General features: G+C 47.8%; 16 protein-coding genes. 14 read left to right on the plus strand and 2 right to left on the minus strand.

Going from position 1 to position 18,300, the window contains the following annotated elements:
- The 13 genes from GRP75_RS10110 to GRP75_RS10170 form a co-directional block, all read left to right on the plus strand.
- Positions 1-972: glycosyl hydrolase family 95 catalytic domain-containing protein (locus tag GRP75_RS10110; RefSeq protein ID WP_337194221.1), on the plus strand; the 972-nt coding region annotated here is incomplete at its 5' end.
- Positions 969-2,315: a GH1 family beta-glucosidase gene (locus tag GRP75_RS10115; protein WP_160789243.1), complete on the plus strand. Its 1,347-nt coding sequence runs from the start codon at positions 969-971 to the stop codon at positions 2,313-2,315. The genes GRP75_RS10110 and GRP75_RS10115, both read left to right, overlap by 4 nt.
- A 215-nt stretch (positions 2,316-2,530) precedes the next feature.
- Positions 2,531-2,779: a hypothetical protein gene (locus GRP75_RS10120; RefSeq protein WP_013311984.1), complete on the plus strand. Its 249-nt coding sequence runs from the start codon at positions 2,531-2,533 to the stop codon at positions 2,777-2,779.
- A 343-nt stretch (positions 2,780-3,122) separates the two neighbouring features.
- The gene (gene cyoA, locus GRP75_RS10125; protein WP_023990329.1) at positions 3,123-4,106 is read left to right on the plus strand and encodes a ubiquinol oxidase subunit II; all 984 of its coding nucleotides are present in this window, start codon (positions 3,123-3,125) and stop codon (positions 4,104-4,106) included.
- 25 nt (positions 4,107-4,131) lie between these two features.
- Positions 4,132-6,108 carry a cbb3-type cytochrome c oxidase subunit I gene (locus tag GRP75_RS10130; protein ID WP_023990328.1) on the plus strand — a complete coding sequence of 659 codons (1,977 nt, stop codon included), beginning with the start codon at positions 4,132-4,134 and terminating at the stop codon, positions 6,106-6,108.
- Complete coding sequence (gene cyoC, locus GRP75_RS10135) at positions 6,108-6,716, plus strand: cytochrome o ubiquinol oxidase subunit III (RefSeq protein ID WP_023990327.1); 609 nt, start codon at positions 6,108-6,110, stop codon at positions 6,714-6,716. The genes GRP75_RS10130 and cyoC overlap by 1 nt, the downstream gene beginning before the upstream one ends.
- The gene (gene cyoD / locus GRP75_RS10140) at positions 6,717-7,052 is read left to right on the plus strand and encodes a cytochrome o ubiquinol oxidase subunit IV (protein WP_023990326.1); all 336 of its coding nucleotides are present in this window, start codon (positions 6,717-6,719) and stop codon (positions 7,050-7,052) included.
- A 203-nt stretch (positions 7,053-7,255) separates the two neighbouring features.
- Positions 7,256-8,380 (plus strand): NADH:flavin oxidoreductase, encoded by a 1,125-nt coding sequence (locus GRP75_RS10145; protein WP_023990325.1) that lies wholly within the window; start codon positions 7,256-7,258, stop codon positions 8,378-8,380.
- Positions 8,381-8,528: 148 nt separating this feature from the next.
- Positions 8,529-8,897, plus strand: coding sequence for an ArsR/SmtB family transcription factor (locus GRP75_RS10150; protein WP_007432172.1), 369 nt, complete (start codon positions 8,529-8,531; stop codon positions 8,895-8,897).
- A 189-nt stretch (positions 8,898-9,086) separates the two neighbouring features.
- A complete protein-coding gene (locus tag GRP75_RS10155) occupies positions 9,087-11,522 on the plus strand; it encodes a heavy metal translocating P-type ATPase (RefSeq protein WP_160789244.1) in 2,436 nt (811 codons plus the stop codon).
- 306 nt (positions 11,523-11,828) lie between these two features.
- Complete coding sequence (locus tag GRP75_RS10160; protein WP_160789245.1) at positions 11,829-13,280, plus strand: aldolase/citrate lyase/malate synthase family protein; 1,452 nt, start codon at positions 11,829-11,831, stop codon at positions 13,278-13,280.
- 157 nt (positions 13,281-13,437) lie between these two features.
- Positions 13,438-13,635, plus strand: coding sequence for a hypothetical protein (locus GRP75_RS10165; RefSeq protein WP_071558240.1), 198 nt, complete (start codon positions 13,438-13,440; stop codon positions 13,633-13,635).
- Positions 13,636-13,708: 73 nt separating this feature from the next.
- The gene (locus GRP75_RS10170) at positions 13,709-15,691 is read left to right on the plus strand and encodes a heavy metal translocating P-type ATPase (RefSeq protein WP_237448982.1); all 1,983 of its coding nucleotides are present in this window, start codon (positions 13,709-13,711) and stop codon (positions 15,689-15,691) included.
- 146 nt (positions 15,692-15,837) lie between these two features.
- Here GRP75_RS10170 and GRP75_RS10175 read toward each other — a convergent pair whose 3' ends face one another.
- Both GRP75_RS10175 and GRP75_RS10180 read right to left on the minus strand, forming a co-directional pair.
- Positions 15,838-17,361: a DHA2 family efflux MFS transporter permease subunit gene (locus GRP75_RS10175; RefSeq protein ID WP_023990320.1), complete on the minus strand. Its 1,524-nt coding sequence runs from the start codon at positions 17,359-17,361 to the stop codon at positions 15,838-15,840.
- A gap of 9 nt (positions 17,362-17,370) precedes the next feature.
- Positions 17,371-18,006 carry an HlyD family efflux transporter periplasmic adaptor subunit gene (locus GRP75_RS10180; RefSeq protein ID WP_071558241.1) on the minus strand — a complete coding sequence of 212 codons (636 nt, stop codon included), beginning with the start codon at positions 18,004-18,006 and terminating at the stop codon, positions 17,371-17,373.
- A gap of 133 nt (positions 18,007-18,139) precedes the next feature.
- Here GRP75_RS10180 and GRP75_RS10185 point away from each other — a divergent pair.
- Positions 18,140-18,300, plus strand: a 161-nt coding sequence (locus GRP75_RS10185) for an NADPH-dependent FMN reductase family protein (RefSeq protein ID WP_483311087.1), incomplete at its 3' end; no start/stop codon positions are given.

Genomic DNA, 18,300 nt, shown 5'->3' on the forward strand with positions numbered 1-18,300 from the left:
CAAGCTTATCCACTCATGAAGGGGGCGGCAGCCTTTTGCATGGACTGGCTCGTGGAAGGCCCGGAGGGTTGGCTTGTGACATCCCCATCCACATCACCTGAAAATAAATTCAAAACGCCGGACGGCGAGGAATGCAGTATATCTATGGGCTCCACCATGGATATGACGCTAATTCGGGAGCTGTTGGGTAACTGCATTCAAGCTGCGGACCTGCTGGAATTAGACGATGAGTTCCGCAACCGCTGCGAGGAGACACGGGACAGGTTAATGCCCTATCAAATTGGCCGTCACGGTCAGTTACAGGAATGGTTTGTCGATTTTGAGGAAGCGGAGCCTGGGCATCGGCATGTCTCGCATCTATATGGGTTGTACCCCGGTCGACAAATTCACATCCGTGATACCCCGGAGCTGGCTGAGGCGGCCCGTATATCGCTGCGTCGACGGCTTGATCACGGTGGTGGGCACACCGGATGGAGCTGTGCCTGGTTGATTAACCTGTATGCTCGACTGGAAGATGGCGATGCCGCACATCGGTATGTTCGCACGTTGCTGTCGCGATCGACCTATCCTAATTTATTCGACGCTCACCCGCCTTTTCAGATCGACGGTAATTTTGGTGCGGCGGCGGGGATCGCAGAAATGCTGCTACAAAGCCGTCCGGGAGAGCTGACGTTACTGCCTGCCCTGCCAACGGCATGGGCGGAGGGCCGGGTCAGTGGATTGAAGGGACATGGCGGGATGACGGTCGGCATGGAATGGTCCGGTTCCCGGCTTGTCTGCGCTGAACTGGCCACATCCATCTCGGCAGGAAGCTGCACGATTCGCAGTGCGCATCCGTTTAGCGCTGATGCCCGTCAGGCTCTGCCTGATCCTGAGCATGGAGGATTCATTTTGTCATGGATTTTTACCAAAGAGCAGGAAATAACGAACGGACATACGATTATAATTAAAGGAGAGGAACAGACAATATGACCATTTTTCAATTTCCGCAGGACTTCATGTGGGGGACCGCGACGGCAGCCTATCAAATCGAGGGAGCATATGAGGAGGATGGGAGAGGTTTGTCGATCTGGGATACCTTTGCCCATACGCCTGGCAAAGTATTCAACGGTGATAACGGCAATGTAGCTTGTGACAGCTATCATCGCTACGAGGAAGATATCCGCCTAATGAAGGAGCTGGGCATTCGTACATACCGTTTTTCAGTGTCCTGGCCGCGTATATTTCCCAATGGTGACGGTGAAGTCAATCAAGAAGGATTGGACTATTATCATCGCGTAGTCGATTTGTTGAACGAAAATGGGATTGAACCGTTTTGTACACTGTACCATTGGGATCTGCCTCAAGCGCTTCAGGATGCTGGAGGCTGGGAGAATCGTCGCACGATTCAAGCATTTGTCCAGTTTGCAGAAACGATGTTCCGCGAGTTTCACGGTAAAATACACCATTGGCTAACATTCAATGAACCGTGGTGCATCGCCTTTTTATCCAATATGCTGGGTGTTCATGCCCCGGGTCTGACCAATCTTCAGACAGCCATTGATGTAGGACATCATTTGCTAGTTGCGCATGGTCTTTCTGTGCGCCGCTTCCGCGAGCTGGGCACCAGTGGCCAGATCGGTATCGCTCCCAATGTCTCCTGGGCTGTTCCTTACAGCACATCTGAGGAAGATAAAGCCGCTTGTGCGCGCACCATTTCCCTGCACAGTGACTGGTTTCTTCAACCTATTTATCAAGGCTCGTATCCTCAGTTTTTGGTAGACTGGTTTGCGGAGCAGGGAGCCACCGTGCCTATTCAGGATGGGGATATGGATATTATCGGCGAGCCTATTGATATGATCGGTATCATTTACTATGCTATGTCAGTTAATCGTTTTAATCCTGAAGCCGGGTTTCTTCAATCTGAAGAAATCAATATGGGGCTACCTGTAACGGATATCGGTTGGCCAGTGGAGTCGCGTGGGCTGTACGAGGTACTGCATTATTTGCAAAAATACGGTAACCTCGATATTTATATCACAGAGAATGGGGCTTGCATCAACGATGATGTCGTGAATGGCAAGGTTCAGGATGACCGTCGTATTTCGTATATGCAGCAGCATTTGGTGCAGGTACACCGGGCTATTCATGACGGCCTTCATGTCAAAGGATATATGGCATGGTCACTTATGGACAATTTTGAGTGGGCAGAGGGATATAATATGAGATTTGGCATGATTCATGTCGATTTCCGCACACAGGTCCGCACCCCGAAGGAAAGTTACTATTGGTATCGAAATGTAGTAAGTAATAACTGGTTGGAGACCAGACGTTAAACGAAGAGATGTTTTGAAAATAAAGCAGATTTACGCCTGTCTCTGCTCCCTTTTGTTTGAATAGGAGGCCCTCTGGGGTAATAATAACCAAGATGAATGCAGGTTGTTTCAAGTATGTAGAGACAGCAGGAATAAAAAAATAAGAAGTGTGCATACTGAAAAAAATACCTGACGAGGGCGTTTTAAACCATTTTAAACCAGAGGGAGTGGAGGGTATGGCTTCGAATGTTAGGAAATCAGGATCAAATGATAACCAAATGAGCCGCACGGTATCTGTTATCGCTTGGATCGCCTGTATTGCAGGAATTATCCTTATTTTGCTTGATATAGGTAATTTAACTGATCGAAATATATATTTAATGACAGGTATTGGCTGCGTTGTTGCCGGGATTTTTATTTTTCTAGTTGGGAAATCATTTGTCATTGCACGCAAGAAGGAAGACCAGGAAAACGGCCGCAGTTAATACAATTTAAAAATGATTTAAAGCAATATATACCGAAAACAACAATGTGGGGCTTCGAGCAGTGTAGGATGATAACTGTAAGGAGTCCCCTTTTTTCTTTAATATAACTTCTTTAAGATACACAAATAACGTTTTTATTATGTCATCTTTGTATTAATAAGAAATTTTGAATTTGCAAGAGAAATTTTATTTTTAGAGATGTTTTTCACAAAAAACGGACAAATAATCGACAATTCTGTTAACAATAAAAAAAGTGGCCGCTTTTCTGCTATCTTATATAAGGGCAACATTACAGGAGTTCGTAAGTTTTGAGTAATTTATTATTTAAGGAGAGGGGAACAACATGAACAAAAAACCAAAAGCGATTATTGCGTTGGTTTTGACCGTGCTCACGGTAGCATTGCTCATTTGGACGTGTTTTTATGCTGGCGGAAAATACGTTGTTTTCGATCCAAAAGGACCTATTGGGCAAGCACAAAAAGAGCTGATCATTCTTTCAACGTCTATGGCTGCACTGCTGATTGTACCGGTCATGATTTTGACTTTTTTCATCATTTGGCGATATCGCGACGCACCGGATAACAAAGCCAAGTACCAACCTCATTGGGATGACAGCAAAAAGCTGGAGACCGTATGGTGGGCTATTCCAATCATCGTTATCTGCATTCTTGCGGTTATAACTGCGAGATATACCTACTTGCTGGAGCCTTCCAAGCCGTTGGCAAGTACACAAAAGCCAGTAACCATTCAAGTGACTTCACTGGACTGGAAATGGCTCTTTATGTACCCTGAAGAAGGTATTGCTACAGTCAATGAAATTCACATTCCTAAAGGTGTTCCAGTCCGTTTTGAACTGACTGCCGACGCCCCGATGAACTCGTTCTGGATTCCGCAATTGGGCGGTCAGATCTACACCATGTCAGGCATGGCAATGAAACTGCATTTGCAGGCCGACCACGAAGGAACATACTTTGGTTCGGGTGCAAACTTTAGCGGTGAGCATTTTGGACAAATGCGTTTTGATGTAGAGGTTCAGTCGGATGAAGAGTACAAAAACTGGGTCGCTAACATCAAGAAGCAGTCTAAGCCGCTGACGAAAGACGGCTATTTGGCGCTTGCAAAACCAGGTTTGTCCCAACCTGATGAGTATTCTTCAATTCCAGATGGCTTGTTCCAAGACATTGTAAGCAAGTATGTAGTGGATGGTGCTTCTAACCCGCATGCTGGACATGGCGGACACACATCCACAGAAGGTTCTTCCAAGTCCGATACAGAAGATGAAGCTGCAATGGACATGAGTCATATGAATATGAGCGGACACCATTAAATGATTACAGGGAAGGAGGCCCCCAATGCTTGACAAAATAAAAGAGTTTGCATCCACTTTCTTCGTTACTGGAGACCCGATGATCTATGGAGCGGACGTTTCCATCGCACTAGCAACGATCGGGATCGTGTTTGTGCTCACTTATTTCAAAAAATGGGGCTGGCTTTGGAAAAACTGGTTGACTACCGTTGACCATAAAAAAGTCGGTATTATGTATATTCTTGCGGCCATCTTGATGTTATTCCGCGGAGGCGTGGATGCATTATTGATGCGTGTTCAACTTGCTACACCGGATGTTACACTACTGCATCCTGAGCATTACAACCAGATTTTCACAACACATGGCACGATCATGATCTTGTTTATGGCGATGCCGTTGATGTTTGGTTTGTTTAACATTGCCGTACCACTTCAAATTGGTGCGCGCGACGTTGCGTTCCCTTTCCTGAACGCATTGAGCTTCTGGCTTTTCTTTATGGGAGCGATGTTGTTCAACCTGTCCTTCGTTATCGGCGGTTCGCCAGATGCAGGTTGGTTGAGTTATCCACCGCTTTCAGAAATGCAATTTAGTCCCGGCGTTGGTCAGAACTTCTATATCTGGGGTATTCAGATTTCGGGTATAGGTTCATTGGCTACAGGGATCAACTTTATTGTTACTATCATTAAAATGCGTGCACCTGGTATGACTTGGATGAAGATTCCTGTCTTTACGTGGTCCGTATTTTCATCATGTGTTATTATCATTTTCGCGTTTCCAATTCTGACGGTTACTTTAGCCTTGCTATTCCTTGACCGCTTTGGAGGAGGACACTTCTTTACGCTTGATTTCGGCGGTAATCCGATGATGTATATCAACTTGATCTGGATGTGGGGTCACCCTGAGGTATACATTGTAGTTTTGCCGGCTTTCGGTATTTATTCCGAGGTCATCAGTGTATTCTCCAAAAAGAAATTGTTTGGATACAAGTCCATGGTTTACGCCATGTTCATTATTGCGATCTTGTCCTTCTTCACCTGGGCGCATCACTTCTTCACGATGGGATCAGGCGCAGATGTTAATGCATTCTTTGCGATTTCGACGATGGTTATCGCAATACCAACAGGGGTTAAAGTATTTAACTGGTTGTTCACGATGTATCGGGGTAAGATTACATTCAAGACCCCTATGATGTGGTCAATTGCTTTTATTCCTAACTTCTTGATTGCTGGTTTGACGGGCGTCATGTTGTCTGTAGCGCCTGCTGACTTCCAGTTCCATAACAGTTACTTCCTGATCGCTCACTTTCACTCCGCTCTGATTGGTGGTGTAGTGTTCGGTTACTTGGCAGGTCTGTACTATTGGTGGCCTAAAATGTTCGGTTTCACATTGCCTGAAACGCCTGGTAAATGGGCTTTCTGGTTCTGGAACATCGGTTTCTATGTATGTTTTATTCCGCAATATTCTCTCGGTCTGATGGGTATGACGCGTCGTCTGAGCACTTATGGCTGGGATACCGGCTGGCAGCCGCTTAATCTCGTTTCGACCGTTGGGGCATTCCTGATGGGGATTGGTTTCTTGTTCCAGGTTCTTCAAATTCTTCTGGGCATCAAGAATTACCGCAAGCTGAAGGATACAACAGGCGACCCTTGGGGTGGCCATACGTTGGAATGGTCGATTCCTTCACCTGCACCGGAGTACAATTTTGCTACCATTCCACAAGTAGAAGAACGTGATGACTGGTGGGCAGAAAAAGATAAACGTGCAAAAGGTATTTTCAGAAAGCAGCCGCCAATTGAAGCGATTCATATGCCGAAGAACTCGGCGATTCCATTCATTATGTCGGTATTCTTTTTCATTGCAGGTTTCGGGTTCGTATTCGGATGGTCGTTCTTCTATATTCCAGGGTTGATCGGTGTGGCAATTTGTATGATTTGCCGTTCGTTCTTCTCCTATGATGGCGACTACTATATCCCTGCGGATGAAGTAAAACGCACGGAAGCGGCAATAAGGGGGTCTGTATAATGGCACAAGCTGCAGCACACCAAAGCCATGATCATGACCACGGGCATCACGATCCGCAAGAATTGAAGATGCTTGGTTTTTGGATCTTCCTCGTAACGGACGTAATCCTGTTCAGTACCTTGTTCGCAACCTTCGTCGTCCTTCGGAACAACACAGCCGGAGGACCGGGTGGCGCAGAGCTGTTTAACATGACGGGCGTTATTATTGAAACGTTCCTCTTGCTCACGAGCAGCTTCACAAGTGGTCTGGCTGTGTTGGCCATGAACAAAGGAAGCATGAAGGGATTAATTAACTGGTTAATCGTGACGGCGATCCTGGGTCTTGGTTTTATCGGTTTTGAGGTTTACGAGTTTGTTGAGTTGGTACACGAAGGAGCCAATTTTGGAACCAGCGCGTTCTTGTCGGCATTCTTCACTTTAGTCGGAACGCATGGACTTCACGTTTCTTTAGGTCTGGTTTGGATGATTGGACTCATGTTCCAGTTGAAGAAACGCGGGCTTACACCAGAGACGAAGGGCAAAGTTTCGGCATTGAGCTTGTACTGGCACTTTTTGGACGCTGTCTGGATCTTCTTGCTGACAGTCGTCTATTTGATGGGGGTGATGTAGATGGCACAGCATCAAACAGGAGCGGGTTCGCATGGTCATGATGATTCTCACGGTTCAGTGAAATCCTATGTTATCGGGTTTATTCTGTCCATCGTACTGACCATCATTCCTCTCGGTGTGGTTATGAATCATATGTTGAGCCGCACTTCGACCATGGTTGTTATTTTAGCCGCGGCAGTGCTGCAATTTCTGGTTCAGCTTTTCTTCTTCATGCACATTCGTGAAAGCAATGGACCACGCTGGAATGTCATGACTTTGATTTTCGGGGTAGTTATCCTGTTGACCATTGTTGGTGGTTCTGTATGGATTATGGAATACAACATGGTAGCACACTAATAAGTCAGGATTTTTGCAAAATCACTCAAGTACAAACGAATTAGGAAAGAAGAAGCGGACTTAGAGCCGCTTCTTCTTTTTTTGTGTAGCTTATTAAAAATAAAACTGTGGCTTCTTGAACTCAAGTTTACATATGTGTAAAATGGAATTGTATAACAGTAGAGTGAAAACGATAATACTAGTGGAGAGCGGAGGAAAAATTAATGAACACAGAATTACTGTTTAAACCTTTTAAGGCAGGTAATTTATCTCTTCCCAATCGGATTGTTATGGCGCCTATGACACGGAATTTTTCTCCTCAAGGTATTCCAGGGCCTGAAGTGGCCGCGTATTATCGTCGCCGTGCGGAAAATGCAGTTGGATTGATTATTACGGAGGGCACTGCTATTAATCATCCTGCAGCTGTGGAGCACACAAGCATTCCTAATTTTTATGGAGAGGGATTAGAGGGATGGGCCAAGGTAGTTGAGGAGGTTCATGCGGTAGGTGGCAAGATTATACCGCAGCTCTGGCATGTGGGTACGGCCCGTAAAATAGGTGCAGATAATCAACCGAATCCCGAGGCATTGCCTGTCGGTCCGTCCGGTATTTCTCCCGCTGGTGAAAAGGTAGTCGAGCCATTGACGGAGGCTGAGATTGCGGATATTATCTCCGCTTATGCTCAGGCCGCTGCCGATGCCCAGCGAGTGGGGTTTGACGGTATTGAGCTTCATGGAGCACACGGCTATTTAATCGATCAATTTTTCTGGGACAAAACGAATAAGCGTACCGATCAATACGGAGGCAATTTGGTCCAGCGTACTCGGTTTGCGGTGGAGGTCATTGAGGCTTGCCGTCGTGCAGTGGGGCCGAACTTCCCAATTGTACTGCGATTCTCCCAGTGGAAGATGTATCACTATGAAGAAAAGCTGGCACAGACACCACAGGAACTTGAACAGTTTCTCACTCCATTAGTGAAGGCCGGGGTGGATATATTCCATTGCTCAAGCCGCCGTTTTTGGGAACCGGAATTTGAAGGGTCTGATCTAAATTTGGCAGCTTGGACCAAAAAGATAACAGGCAAGCCAGTGATTACTGTGGGCTCGATTGGTTTGGAGAAGGCCTTTTTGAGTGATTTGGAAAAAAATAATAATCGTCAAACCGATCAATCCAGTAGTGTAGAGGCAAGATTAGAACAACTCGTGGGGCAAGTAGAACGAGAGGAAGCTGATCTGGTTGCGGTTGGGCGTGCTTTGTTGGTTGATCCAGCGTTTGCGGTGAAGTTACGTGATCAACAAATAGAAGAAATTATTCCTTACAGTGATGAAGTATTAAAGACGTTGAATTAAGCTTTATGTCGTGTAAAGCTATAGCGTTAGGCAAGCATTGAAACTTGGAAGTTTTCTGTTACAGGGCAAGCTGTAATATAAGCTATTCGTAAACTCTACGAATTTGCTATAATAGAAGCATCAAGTCGAAATACACGGGGTGAAAAGGATGAATTCTGAAACGGAAGCTTTGGATTGCGAGCCGGCTTGTCACGGTTCAGATCAGGAAATCGAGCGCATAAAATCTTCCCTTGTTGAGGATTCCATCGCATACAAAATGTCGGAGCTGTTTAAAGCACTGGGTGACCCGACACGGATTAAGCTGATTTATGCCCTGGCACAAAAAGAATTGTGTGTTCATGATCTGACCCAGGTGTTGAACATGGGACAATCTGCGGTATCCCACCAGCTTCGCTATTTGCGCAACCTGCGTATTGTCAAACGACGCAAGGAAGGCAAGACGGTGTTTTATTCACTGGATGATAATCATGTGGAGCAGATCTTTTTGCAAACCCATCAGCACATATCACATCAATGATTTTTTGGAATAAAACAACAGTAGGGCGCCAAGTGATTGGCGCTCTTTTGGCGTTTGTCCGTTGAAGTCGATTTTTTTGTTAAAAAGGGGCTAGAGTCATTGACTTTTGACCCTGATCCTGAATATAATGGCCTTAACAAATAATATATGAACAGTTGCTCATATATAGTTAATTGGAGGCCGATGATTATGGATGCTCTAAAAAGAACGGAACGGCATGAATGGATTTTGGAAGGTTTGGATTGCGCCAACTGTGCTCTAAAGATTGAAAATGGAGTCAGTAAAATAGAAGGGGTCCTGGATTGCTCGGTCAATTTTGTTACGAAAACGTTGACGATGACCACAAGTTCGGATCAAAAAGAAGAGATTTTTCGCCAGACTGAACGGAAGGTTCACAGACTTGAGCCACATGTTCGGATGGTGGTAAAAAATGCTCGTGGACGCCTGCGTGAAGATAGTCGAAGCAATGCTGGTGCAGTACAGTCAGACTGCACAGAGGATTGTGCATGCGGTCATGAGCATCATAGTGAAGGGCATACACACGAGATCGGACAACATGCGGCTCACAGCCACGCTGGTCATCATCATGGAGCACATGGCAAGCAAGCCCATACGCACGATGGAGACAACTACGGCGATCATGGACACGAGCATCACAAACACCATGCAGAGCACGAACATGGTGAAGCCACCCACGCTCATTCACATTCGCATGGAGATGATGGCCACGCTGGACATACGCATGATCACGGTACGGACGGTATGCGCCGCATGATTGCGCGTTTGGCTATTGGTGCGGTCGTTGCGGCTGTTGCCTGGTGGTTACCTGTCGAAGGTGTAGGCAAGCTGGCCCTATTTTTACTGTCATATATCATCGTTGGCGGTGATGTTGTCTTGCAGGCTGCACGCAGTTTGGTGCGTGGAATGGCCTTTGACGAATACTTCCTGATGACGCTGGCTACTGTGGGTGCATTTGCGATTGGGGGATACCCGGAAGGCGTAGCTGTCATGTTCTTTTATCAAATCGGAGAGCTGTTTCAAGGCATTGCAGTTAACCGTTCACGTAAGTCCATCAGTGATCTGATGGATATTAGACCGGACTATGCCAACCTGAAGACGGCTGAGTCCGTACGGAGAGTGTCCCCAGAAGACGTTCGCATTGGGGATTTGATTGTAATTAAGCCGGGCGAGAAGATCCCGCTGGATGGTAAGGTTATAGATGGTAAATCGCATGTGGATACCTCTGCGTTGACTGGTGAATCGGTGCCTCGTACTGTAGAGCCAGGAAGCAGTGTGTTGAGTGGATTTATCAATACGAACGGACTTCTAACGGTAGAGGTTAGCAAAGAATTTAGTGAATCCGCGGTCTCTAAAATTTTGGAATTAGTGCAAAATGCGAGTGCCAAAAAAGCGCCGACTGAAAAGTTTATCACGAAATTTTCCAGATACTATACTCCAGTAGTGGTTATTGTAGCGCTGTTGTTGGCGGTTGTTCCACCGCTTGTTGTGCCAGGTGCACAATTTGCAGATTGGGTATACCGTGCGCTTGTTTTCCTCGTTATTTCTTGTCCTTGTGCGCTGGTAGTATCCATTCCACTGGGCTTCTTTGGGGGAATCGGGGCAGCCTCCCGTTCAGGTATTCTGATCAAGGGCGGGAACTATCTTGAAGCTCTGAATCATGTGAAATACGCTGTTTTCGATAAAACGGGCACACTCACCAAAGGTGTTTTCCGTGTAACAGGGATTTATCCTGCCGGAGATTTTACAAACGAAAGCTTGCTCGAAACCGCCGCTTTGGCGGAGCTGCATTCCACACACCCTATTGCTGCGTCTTTGCGTGAATCCTACGGTAAAGAACTCAGAGCAGACCGGGTTCAGCAATATAGTGAAATATCGGGTCACGGGATTCAGGCACAAATAGATGGTCGTCTGGTATCGGCCGGGAACGCCAAGCTGATGGAGCGGGAGCATGTGGCTTTTAACGCGGCGCAGCAAGCAGGGACGCTGGATGGAGGAACGGTCGTACATGTGGCTGTAGACGGAACGTATGCTGGGTGCATTCTGATTTCAGATGAGGTTAAGGAAGACGCAGCCCAAACGGTTGCTTCACTGAAAAAGTTGGGTGTGGTGAAAACCATCATGCTGACGGGTGACAATCGGACAGTTGCCGAGGCTGTAGGACGACAGCTGGGTTTGGATGAAGTACGGGCAGAGCTGTTACCTCAGCACAAAGCTGAAGCCATCGAGCAGTTGTCTGCAAGTAAAAAAACGAGCGACAAAATTTTGTTCGTAGGCGATGGGATTAATGATACACCCGTACTGGCACTGGCAGATGTCGGTGTAGCGATGGGCGGTTTGGGATCGGATGCTGCGATTGAGGCGGCAGATATCGTAATCATGAACGACGAGCCTTCAAGGCTGGTTACGGCGATCCATATCGCCAAGCGCACACGTCGTATCGTATGGCAAAACATTATATTTGCGCTAGGCGTCAAAGCTGTGTTTCTTACGCTGGGAGCATTCGGTATTGCTACTATGTGGGAGGCTGTATTTTCCGATGTAGGTGTAACATTGCTAGCCGTATTGAATGTGATGCGTGTATTGAAGGTTCGTTCTTACGAATAAAAATAAACACCCCTGGGTTAGCATTGGATGTATAGGCATCCTGTGAAGACCGGGGGTGTTTATTTTATAGGTTCCTTTTTCGAGTGGTCTTGTGCCCGCAGTATAGAGATTTATTTTGGGATGTAGGGTGGTTGTGCCCAGATGTATAAATGTGTGGCGTGCCTAATACGTTAAGGTAGGGGCTTTACAGGTAAGGCCCATGTAAGATTCGGTTGCTCCATAATGAGTAAGCGTTTTCTTTGTTTGGAGGGGTACTCGAATTCGTGTGTGCCAACTTGCTGACGGAAGAAAGGATGGATTAATAGCATGGAGGCTAAACTGATGCATGTATTCGCAGAGCTGTTGGGTGGCAAAAACAGCCGGGATCTCAAAGTTCCAGAGTCGGGTACGGAGGCTGCTGCACAGAGGTTGGCTATGGAGACGTTAAGGGCAGGCAGCCATGAAGTATCTGCTACGCAGGAGGAAGATCCGTTGGGCTGGCTGGTTGGTTTAGCTGAGCAGGGCATAATCAGTCGAGCGGAGGCTTTGATGGCTGCGAATCCGGAATTACTTGGGAAAACGATGCTGAATAACGACAACGATATTGGGCAAGCAATGGGCACACTCCTAAAATGGAGCGATGAATACAGGCGCACCTCCATACGGATTTATGCCGATGCTCCTGCAAGTTTGAGTCGCATCAGTACAGAGACAGCATCAGAAATAGGCAGTTTTGACGGTTATAGTCTTCTGCATGGTCCCTTGTCACAGGCATCTGGCCGCGTGGGGGAATTATGCTATGCCTATCTGGACGTAGCTGAGTCTGGACAGATGATTCATGCCCCTGACGGGGAGCCCGATCCCATCCTTATTCCCGGTTCTCGTGCATCTGACACGTACAAAACCTTTAACCAGGCATCTGGCCTGCCTGGATTGTGTGAGCATTTGTCCCGCCGAATTATCAGTTTGCTGGAAACAGAATATGAAGGCTTATTCGAGTCTTTGAACGGATCACCACTCACTATAGCCCTAATTGAGCAGAACAATGCAGTGGGTCTTGGAAGCCTGCAAGATATGCAGCTGGAGGCATTACTGCGTGCGGCGTTACGGAGCGTGCGGCAGGGGGGAGAACCCAAGCTGGAGATTATGGTGCGCAATCCGGCTGACGTGGACGAATTCCGGGCAACCCGAGACTGGATTGACGGCGTTGCGGAGCAGACCTTATGCGGACGTCTTCGGTGCATTCCATATCGGGTAGGCGTACTTTTGACAGTTGATCCGTCTTTGGTGCCTAACGTAAGCCAAACAGGGAACAGGCCAGCCGCACGGTCGGGGGAGTCAGCCAACCCCAATAACATGTCCGAAGTGGGCGCGCGACAGATCAAGCAGGTGGCTCAAGCTGCAGATCTGGCACGTTTTGCCGATACGGTCATTTTAGAAGTCATACCAACTCCATCCGATGGCATTAGGGCTGAGGATCAGTTGATTCCATCCGATGTCAATGGTCATGTGAATACTAGTGATATGATAAAATGCATAATGGAGGCTGTTCGGCGTGTAAAGCCCGAGCTTCCTTTGTGGGTAGCAATAGATGAAATTCACCAGTCTCTGGATGGGATGTCGATCTGGGAGAATGAGCTGACGGGGGTCATTTGCCCGGACACAGCAGTTCCCGCTGCACGCCTTGCGGCTGCGCGTTTGGAACTGCAACAGCCCGCAGATCGTCAGCACACTTCAGGAACTGCACACAACCATGCGTGGAAGTTTCCTTTAGCCTGAAGATAACCCGAATTCATGTAATAGAGGATTTTGCAAAAATCCAATAAGCGACTTTCAATGAACAATATATAGATCGAAATGGTCTAGTTCGTCTATATATTGCACTTTGGAGCGACTGGAATCGAATTTTGCAAATCCTGAATAGGATACTTTAAATATGGAGGATACCTGCGGTGTTTGCGCGGGTATCTTTTTTTATTTAGGCCATTACTGGTTTACAAGTGGAAAAGAAAAGGTATATAATAAAACAAAAGTTTCACTAAACCAAAATAATTGTATAGATGCAAAAATGATTATCATTCTCATTGCCAAACATGCTGCTTCGGGCTTCCCGAAGCAGCATGTGCTATTTTAAGGCACTTAACAATGGATATCATTCTCAATGAGATGCTAGTACAAGGAACAAAATATGAAAGGAACGTGACATGATGCAAGCTGCTCAACGATTACAAGATACATTGTCTTCCTCTAACCGAACCCTTTCAAAAAACAGTGGCAGCGGACGACCCGGTCCGAATCGCAAGCCGCAATTTCAGCTTAAAAGCATGCTGAAAAACAAGGAGATGCAAGCTGCTCTAGGTAGTGGATTGCTGATGCTAATGGCATGGGGGATTTCACATTGGTGGCAATGGCTATCGGTCATTCTGTATGTGGTGTCTTACGCCCTTGGGGGCTGGTCCAAAGCCAGAGAAGGGATCGAAACACTGATCCGAGAACATGATCTGGATGTTAATCTGCTCATGATCGCTGCCTCCCTAGGAGCTGCGGCCATTGGCTATTGGAATGAAGGAGCCATGCTGATCTTTATTTTTGCACTCAGCGGTGCGCTGGAGAGCTATACCACCGAGCGTAGTAGTAAGGATATTTCTGAGCTCATGGCGTTGAAGCCGGAAACGGCTTTGCGCTTGTCTCGCGAGGGGACGGAAACGGTCGGCATTGAGCAGCTGTTGCCAGGCGACCTGCTGCTGGTGAAGCCGGGCGAACTGATTCCGGCGGACGGGCGAATCTCCAAGGGCGTTTCGGCAGTGAATCAGGCATCTATTACCGGTGAATCTGTTCCGGTAAATAAGGTGGAAGGTGACGAAGTATATGCCGGCACCATTAATGGAGAAGGCGTGCTATATGTAGAGGTTAGACAGTCCTCGGAGGACACTTTATTTTCAAAAATCATTCGTATGGTGGAAGAGGCTCAGACCGAAGTTCCTGATTCCCAGCGGTTTATTAAAACGTTTGAATCGGTGTACGCTCGAATTGTTGTTGCTGTCACGCTGATCGTCATTGCCGGTGCACCCATAGCATTAGGCTGGACGTGGGCAGCAGCGTTCTACAAGGCTATGGTGTTCCTCGTCGTGGCCTCACCCTGTGCGCTCGTGTCATCCATTATGCCAGTGATGCTATCGGCCATTTCCAACCGTGCCCGGCGGGGCATCCTGTTCAAAGGTGGCGCACATGTGGAGAATATGGCATTGACTTCTGTTGTTGCTTTTGACAAAACAGGCACGTTAACGATGGGGTCACCTGTCGTCACGGATTGGATTACCGCCGCAGAATACGATGCCGATGAGCTATTGCACATTGTCGCTACAATCGAAAGTTATTCTTTGCATCCGCTGGCGCGAGCGATTGTAGCCAAAGCCCAAGCTGAATGGGGACAGAGAGAGCTGCTCCCAACCGAGCAAGTGCAGGCACTCACCGGATGGGGGATGGAAGGCATCATAGGCGGGGTGAAGTGGAAAATCGGTCGTACAAATGTACTGGATGGACCTAGTCCTCTGGCAGAGCCACAGTGGATGGAGAGTCGGGCCCGGCTGGAAGCTGAGGGCAAAACCGTATCCATTATCCTCGCGGATGATCGGATTGCCGGGATGCTGGCACTACGCGACGAGCTGCGTCCGCAGGCCCAAGAGTCCGTGAAACGCCTGCAAGCGCAGGGGATCTGGGTCGTCATGCTGACCGGAGACCGTCCAGAAACGGCTGCTGTGATCGCGGGGCAGGCCGGAGTCGACGCCGTATATGCTGGCTTAATGCCGGAGGACAAAGTCAGCCATATTCGCATGCTGCGGGAGCAGTACGGGCATGTCGTCATGGTCGGCGACGGTGTGAATGACGCTCCAGCGTTGACTGCGGCAACCGTAGGACTAGGCATGGGGATGCATGGCAGCGGAGCAGCGCTAGAGGTCGCTGACGTGGTACTGATGAACGATGGAATCGAGGAGATTGCTCCGACGATAGCACTGGCGCGCAAGGCGCAGCGGGTGGTCAAACAAAATATGATCTTCGCGGTAAGTGTCATTTTGCTGCTTGTGATCAGCAACTTTGTGCAAGATATAGCCCTGCCATTTGGGGTTATTGGGCATGAAGGCAGCACATTACTTGTCATTTTGAATGGCCTGCGCTTATTGCGGTCATAGGACTAATAATTACAAGATAACAAACAGGAAGGAGCATTCATACCTCTTAAAATCCAAGGGGGTGAATGCTCCTTCTTTTGCAGTACTAGCCTATCTGTCTGAAAGGCAAGTTCATCTCATACCTCTAGTTCGCTAACGCTGTACGTCTATCTTCGTCGCGGTGTAGACCGTCGCAAGAACAAGGAAAACAATAGCCCTGCAAGCGCAATCCCTGTAGCAATGATGAAGGCATCATTAATGCCATGGATCGTCGATTCCGTAACAGCACTGCGGTACACCTGTTGTAGCGCCAACGCTGAACCACTTTCTGTTGAAACGCCCGCTGTTTGCGCGAGGGTTTGTCCCAACTGTGCTACTCCTTCGGTTAAAGGAACATTGGCGGTGGTAGCGACATTCGCATAATCCGCTACATGAATCGTGGTCCGGCTGCTCATTACAGTAATGAGCCAAGCGGTACCGATAGACCCAGCGATTTGCCGTACTGTGTTGGACATGGCTGTACCGTGGCTACCGAGATGGGCAGGTAGCTGGTTTAGCCCTTCCGTCTGGACGGACATCATCAGCAATGACATTCCGAAGCTGCGAATCGTATAGATGATCATAATATGTCCGTAGGTGGTGGCATCGGTCAGCAGACTGAATTCCCATGTCGTGACTGCCGTAATGATCAGTCCAATGATCGCCAACGGCCTCGCGCCGATACGGTCAAATACTGCCCCTGATATCGGTGACATCACACCCATCAGCAGTGCACCCGGCAACAGCAGCAGACCGGATTGCAGCGGTGTAAAGCCGCGTATATTTTGCAAATAGATCGGCAGCAGCAGCATCCCGCCGAACATTGTCATGTTGACGGTAGCCCCGACTAAGGTCGATACAGTGAAAATATCATATTTAAACACACGGAACTCCAGCATCGGTTGTATCATGTTCAGCTCACGTACGATAAACATTACAATAAACACAATCCCGGCAGCGAGTGTAAGTATTACCGTATTGCTACTCCAGCCTTTGTCTCCAGCTGAACTAAAGCCATACAGCAGAAAGCCAAAACCAAGGGTGGAAAAGATGGTTCCCAACAGGTCAAAGTTCGGTTTTGTTAGCTTGGATACATTTTTGAGCCAGCGTATGGCGAACAGAATATCAATGATCGCCAGCGGAATAACCAGCAAAAATAGCAGCCGCCAGCTGTAATGCTCCACAATCCAGCCGGATAAAGTCGGTCCAATCGCCGGGGCAAACATCATGGCGATCCCCATGGTACCCATGGCAGCGCCCCGTTTTTCCGGAGGAAACACAGTCAGGAACACGTTCATGACCACAGGCATGATGATGCCCGCTCCGCTGGCCTGGATAACGCGTCCAACCAGCATAGGCGCAAAGCCGGTACTGGCAGCACAGACGACAGACCCGGCAGTAAATAACCCCATCGCGGATATGAACAGCGCACGTGTTCCGAATGACTCAATCAGAAAAGCGGTGATTGGAATCAAAATCCCGTTGGTTAGCATATATCCGGTGGATAGCCATTGAACGGTCGTTGCAGATACATTGAAATCATTCATCAAGTGTGGAATGGCCACGTTAAGCAGCGTTTGATTCAAAATAGAAATGAAGGCGCCTAGCAGCAGCACGGACAGAATACGTCCGACGGACATTTTTTGATCCATGACAGCCTCCTACTTGTGAACTCTGATGGTCGCACTCATTCCCGGGATAATACCCAGCCCCTTGTAACCTTGAATGGAAATATTGACAGGCACGACCTGTGTTACCTTGGTATAGTTGGCAGTGGTATTGGAAGTGGGCAGTAGTGAAAAAGTTGATGCGGTCGCCAGACCGATCTTTTCGAGTTTACCGCTCAGGGACGTATCCGGGTAAGCATCAATATATACATCTACGGTCTGTCCTACTTGAAGATCCTGTACAGCCGTTTCGTCTATATTGGCGGTAATCCATAAATTGTTTAGATCAAAAGCCTTCGCTAAGGGCGTGCCTGCCCCAACAATCGAGTTATTGACCGCAGATTGCTGCACGATGGTACCATCGGTTGGAATCGTAACGGTAATTCGGCTTCCGCCTCCTTCTATATTCCCAAGCGTGCTTCCAGCGGTGTAGGTTTTACCAACTTCAGCATTCCAGCCTGTGAGCTTGCCCGCGCTTGGAGAGGCAACGGTAACCGCTTGTCCGCTCACTTGGGCATTATCGGTTTTTATGTAGTTGGCGGATTGATTATAGTAATAGGCGGCGGCTCCACCTCCTGCCAGAATAATGATAATAACTAGCAGGTTGACTAATATGGCGCGTGAATTCATGTGTAACATGCCTCCCTAGTTCTTGGATTTTCAAAGTATGCGTCAAACGATTCATAATATTCAGATGGATTTTGGGCAAGGTTAAGAGCGCATGCGAAAAGGATGATTTTGCTGACAAAGGATGATGCGCATAATGACGACCAGAATCATGATTGTATATGACAGTGAAAATGAGCATACCGAACGTCTCGCTCGCTCCATCGCAGAAGGCGCGCGCCTTGAGCACACGGAAGTGTTGCTAAAGCATGTGAACGAGGCCGACGTGAACGAGCTAGTGAATGTGGACGCGATCAT

Source organism: Paenibacillus sp. OT2-17 (assembly GCF_009827695.1).
GTDB classification, from domain to species: Bacteria; Bacillota; Bacilli; order Paenibacillales; family Paenibacillaceae; genus Paenibacillus; species Paenibacillus polymyxa_B.

Coding starts and splice junctions, on each gene's coding strand:
- GRP75_RS10115 (WP_160789243.1), top strand. CDS start 969: ATGACCATTTTTCAATTTCCGCAGGACTTCATGTGGGGGACCGCGACG.
- GRP75_RS10120 (WP_013311984.1), top strand. CDS start 2,531: ATGGCTTCGAATGTTAGGAAATCAGGATCAAATGATAACCAAATGAGC.
- cyoA (WP_023990329.1), top strand. CDS start 3,123: ATGAACAAAAAACCAAAAGCGATTATTGCGTTGGTTTTGACCGTGCTC.
- GRP75_RS10130 (WP_023990328.1), top strand. CDS start 4,132: ATGCTTGACAAAATAAAAGAGTTTGCATCCACTTTCTTCGTTACTGGA.
- cyoC (WP_023990327.1), top strand. CDS start 6,108: ATGGCACAAGCTGCAGCACACCAAAGCCATGATCATGACCACGGGCAT.
- cyoD (WP_023990326.1), top strand. CDS start 6,717: ATGGCACAGCATCAAACAGGAGCGGGTTCGCATGGTCATGATGATTCT.
- GRP75_RS10145 (WP_023990325.1), top strand. CDS start 7,256: ATGAACACAGAATTACTGTTTAAACCTTTTAAGGCAGGTAATTTATCT.
- GRP75_RS10150 (WP_007432172.1), top strand. CDS start 8,529: ATGAATTCTGAAACGGAAGCTTTGGATTGCGAGCCGGCTTGTCACGGT.
- GRP75_RS10155 (WP_160789244.1), top strand. CDS start 9,087: ATGGATGCTCTAAAAAGAACGGAACGGCATGAATGGATTTTGGAAGGT.
- GRP75_RS10160 (WP_160789245.1), top strand. CDS start 11,829: ATGGAGGCTAAACTGATGCATGTATTCGCAGAGCTGTTGGGTGGCAAA.
- GRP75_RS10165 (WP_071558240.1), top strand. CDS start 13,438: ATGGAGGATACCTGCGGTGTTTGCGCGGGTATCTTTTTTTATTTAGGC.
- GRP75_RS10170 (WP_237448982.1), top strand. CDS start 13,709: ATGCAAGCTGCTCAACGATTACAAGATACATTGTCTTCCTCTAACCGA.
- GRP75_RS10175 (WP_023990320.1), bottom strand. CDS start 17,361: ATGGATCAAAAAATGTCCGTCGGACGTATTCTGTCCGTGCTGCTGCTA.
- GRP75_RS10180 (WP_071558241.1), bottom strand. CDS start 18,006: ATGAATTCACGCGCCATATTAGTCAACCTGCTAGTTATTATCATTATT.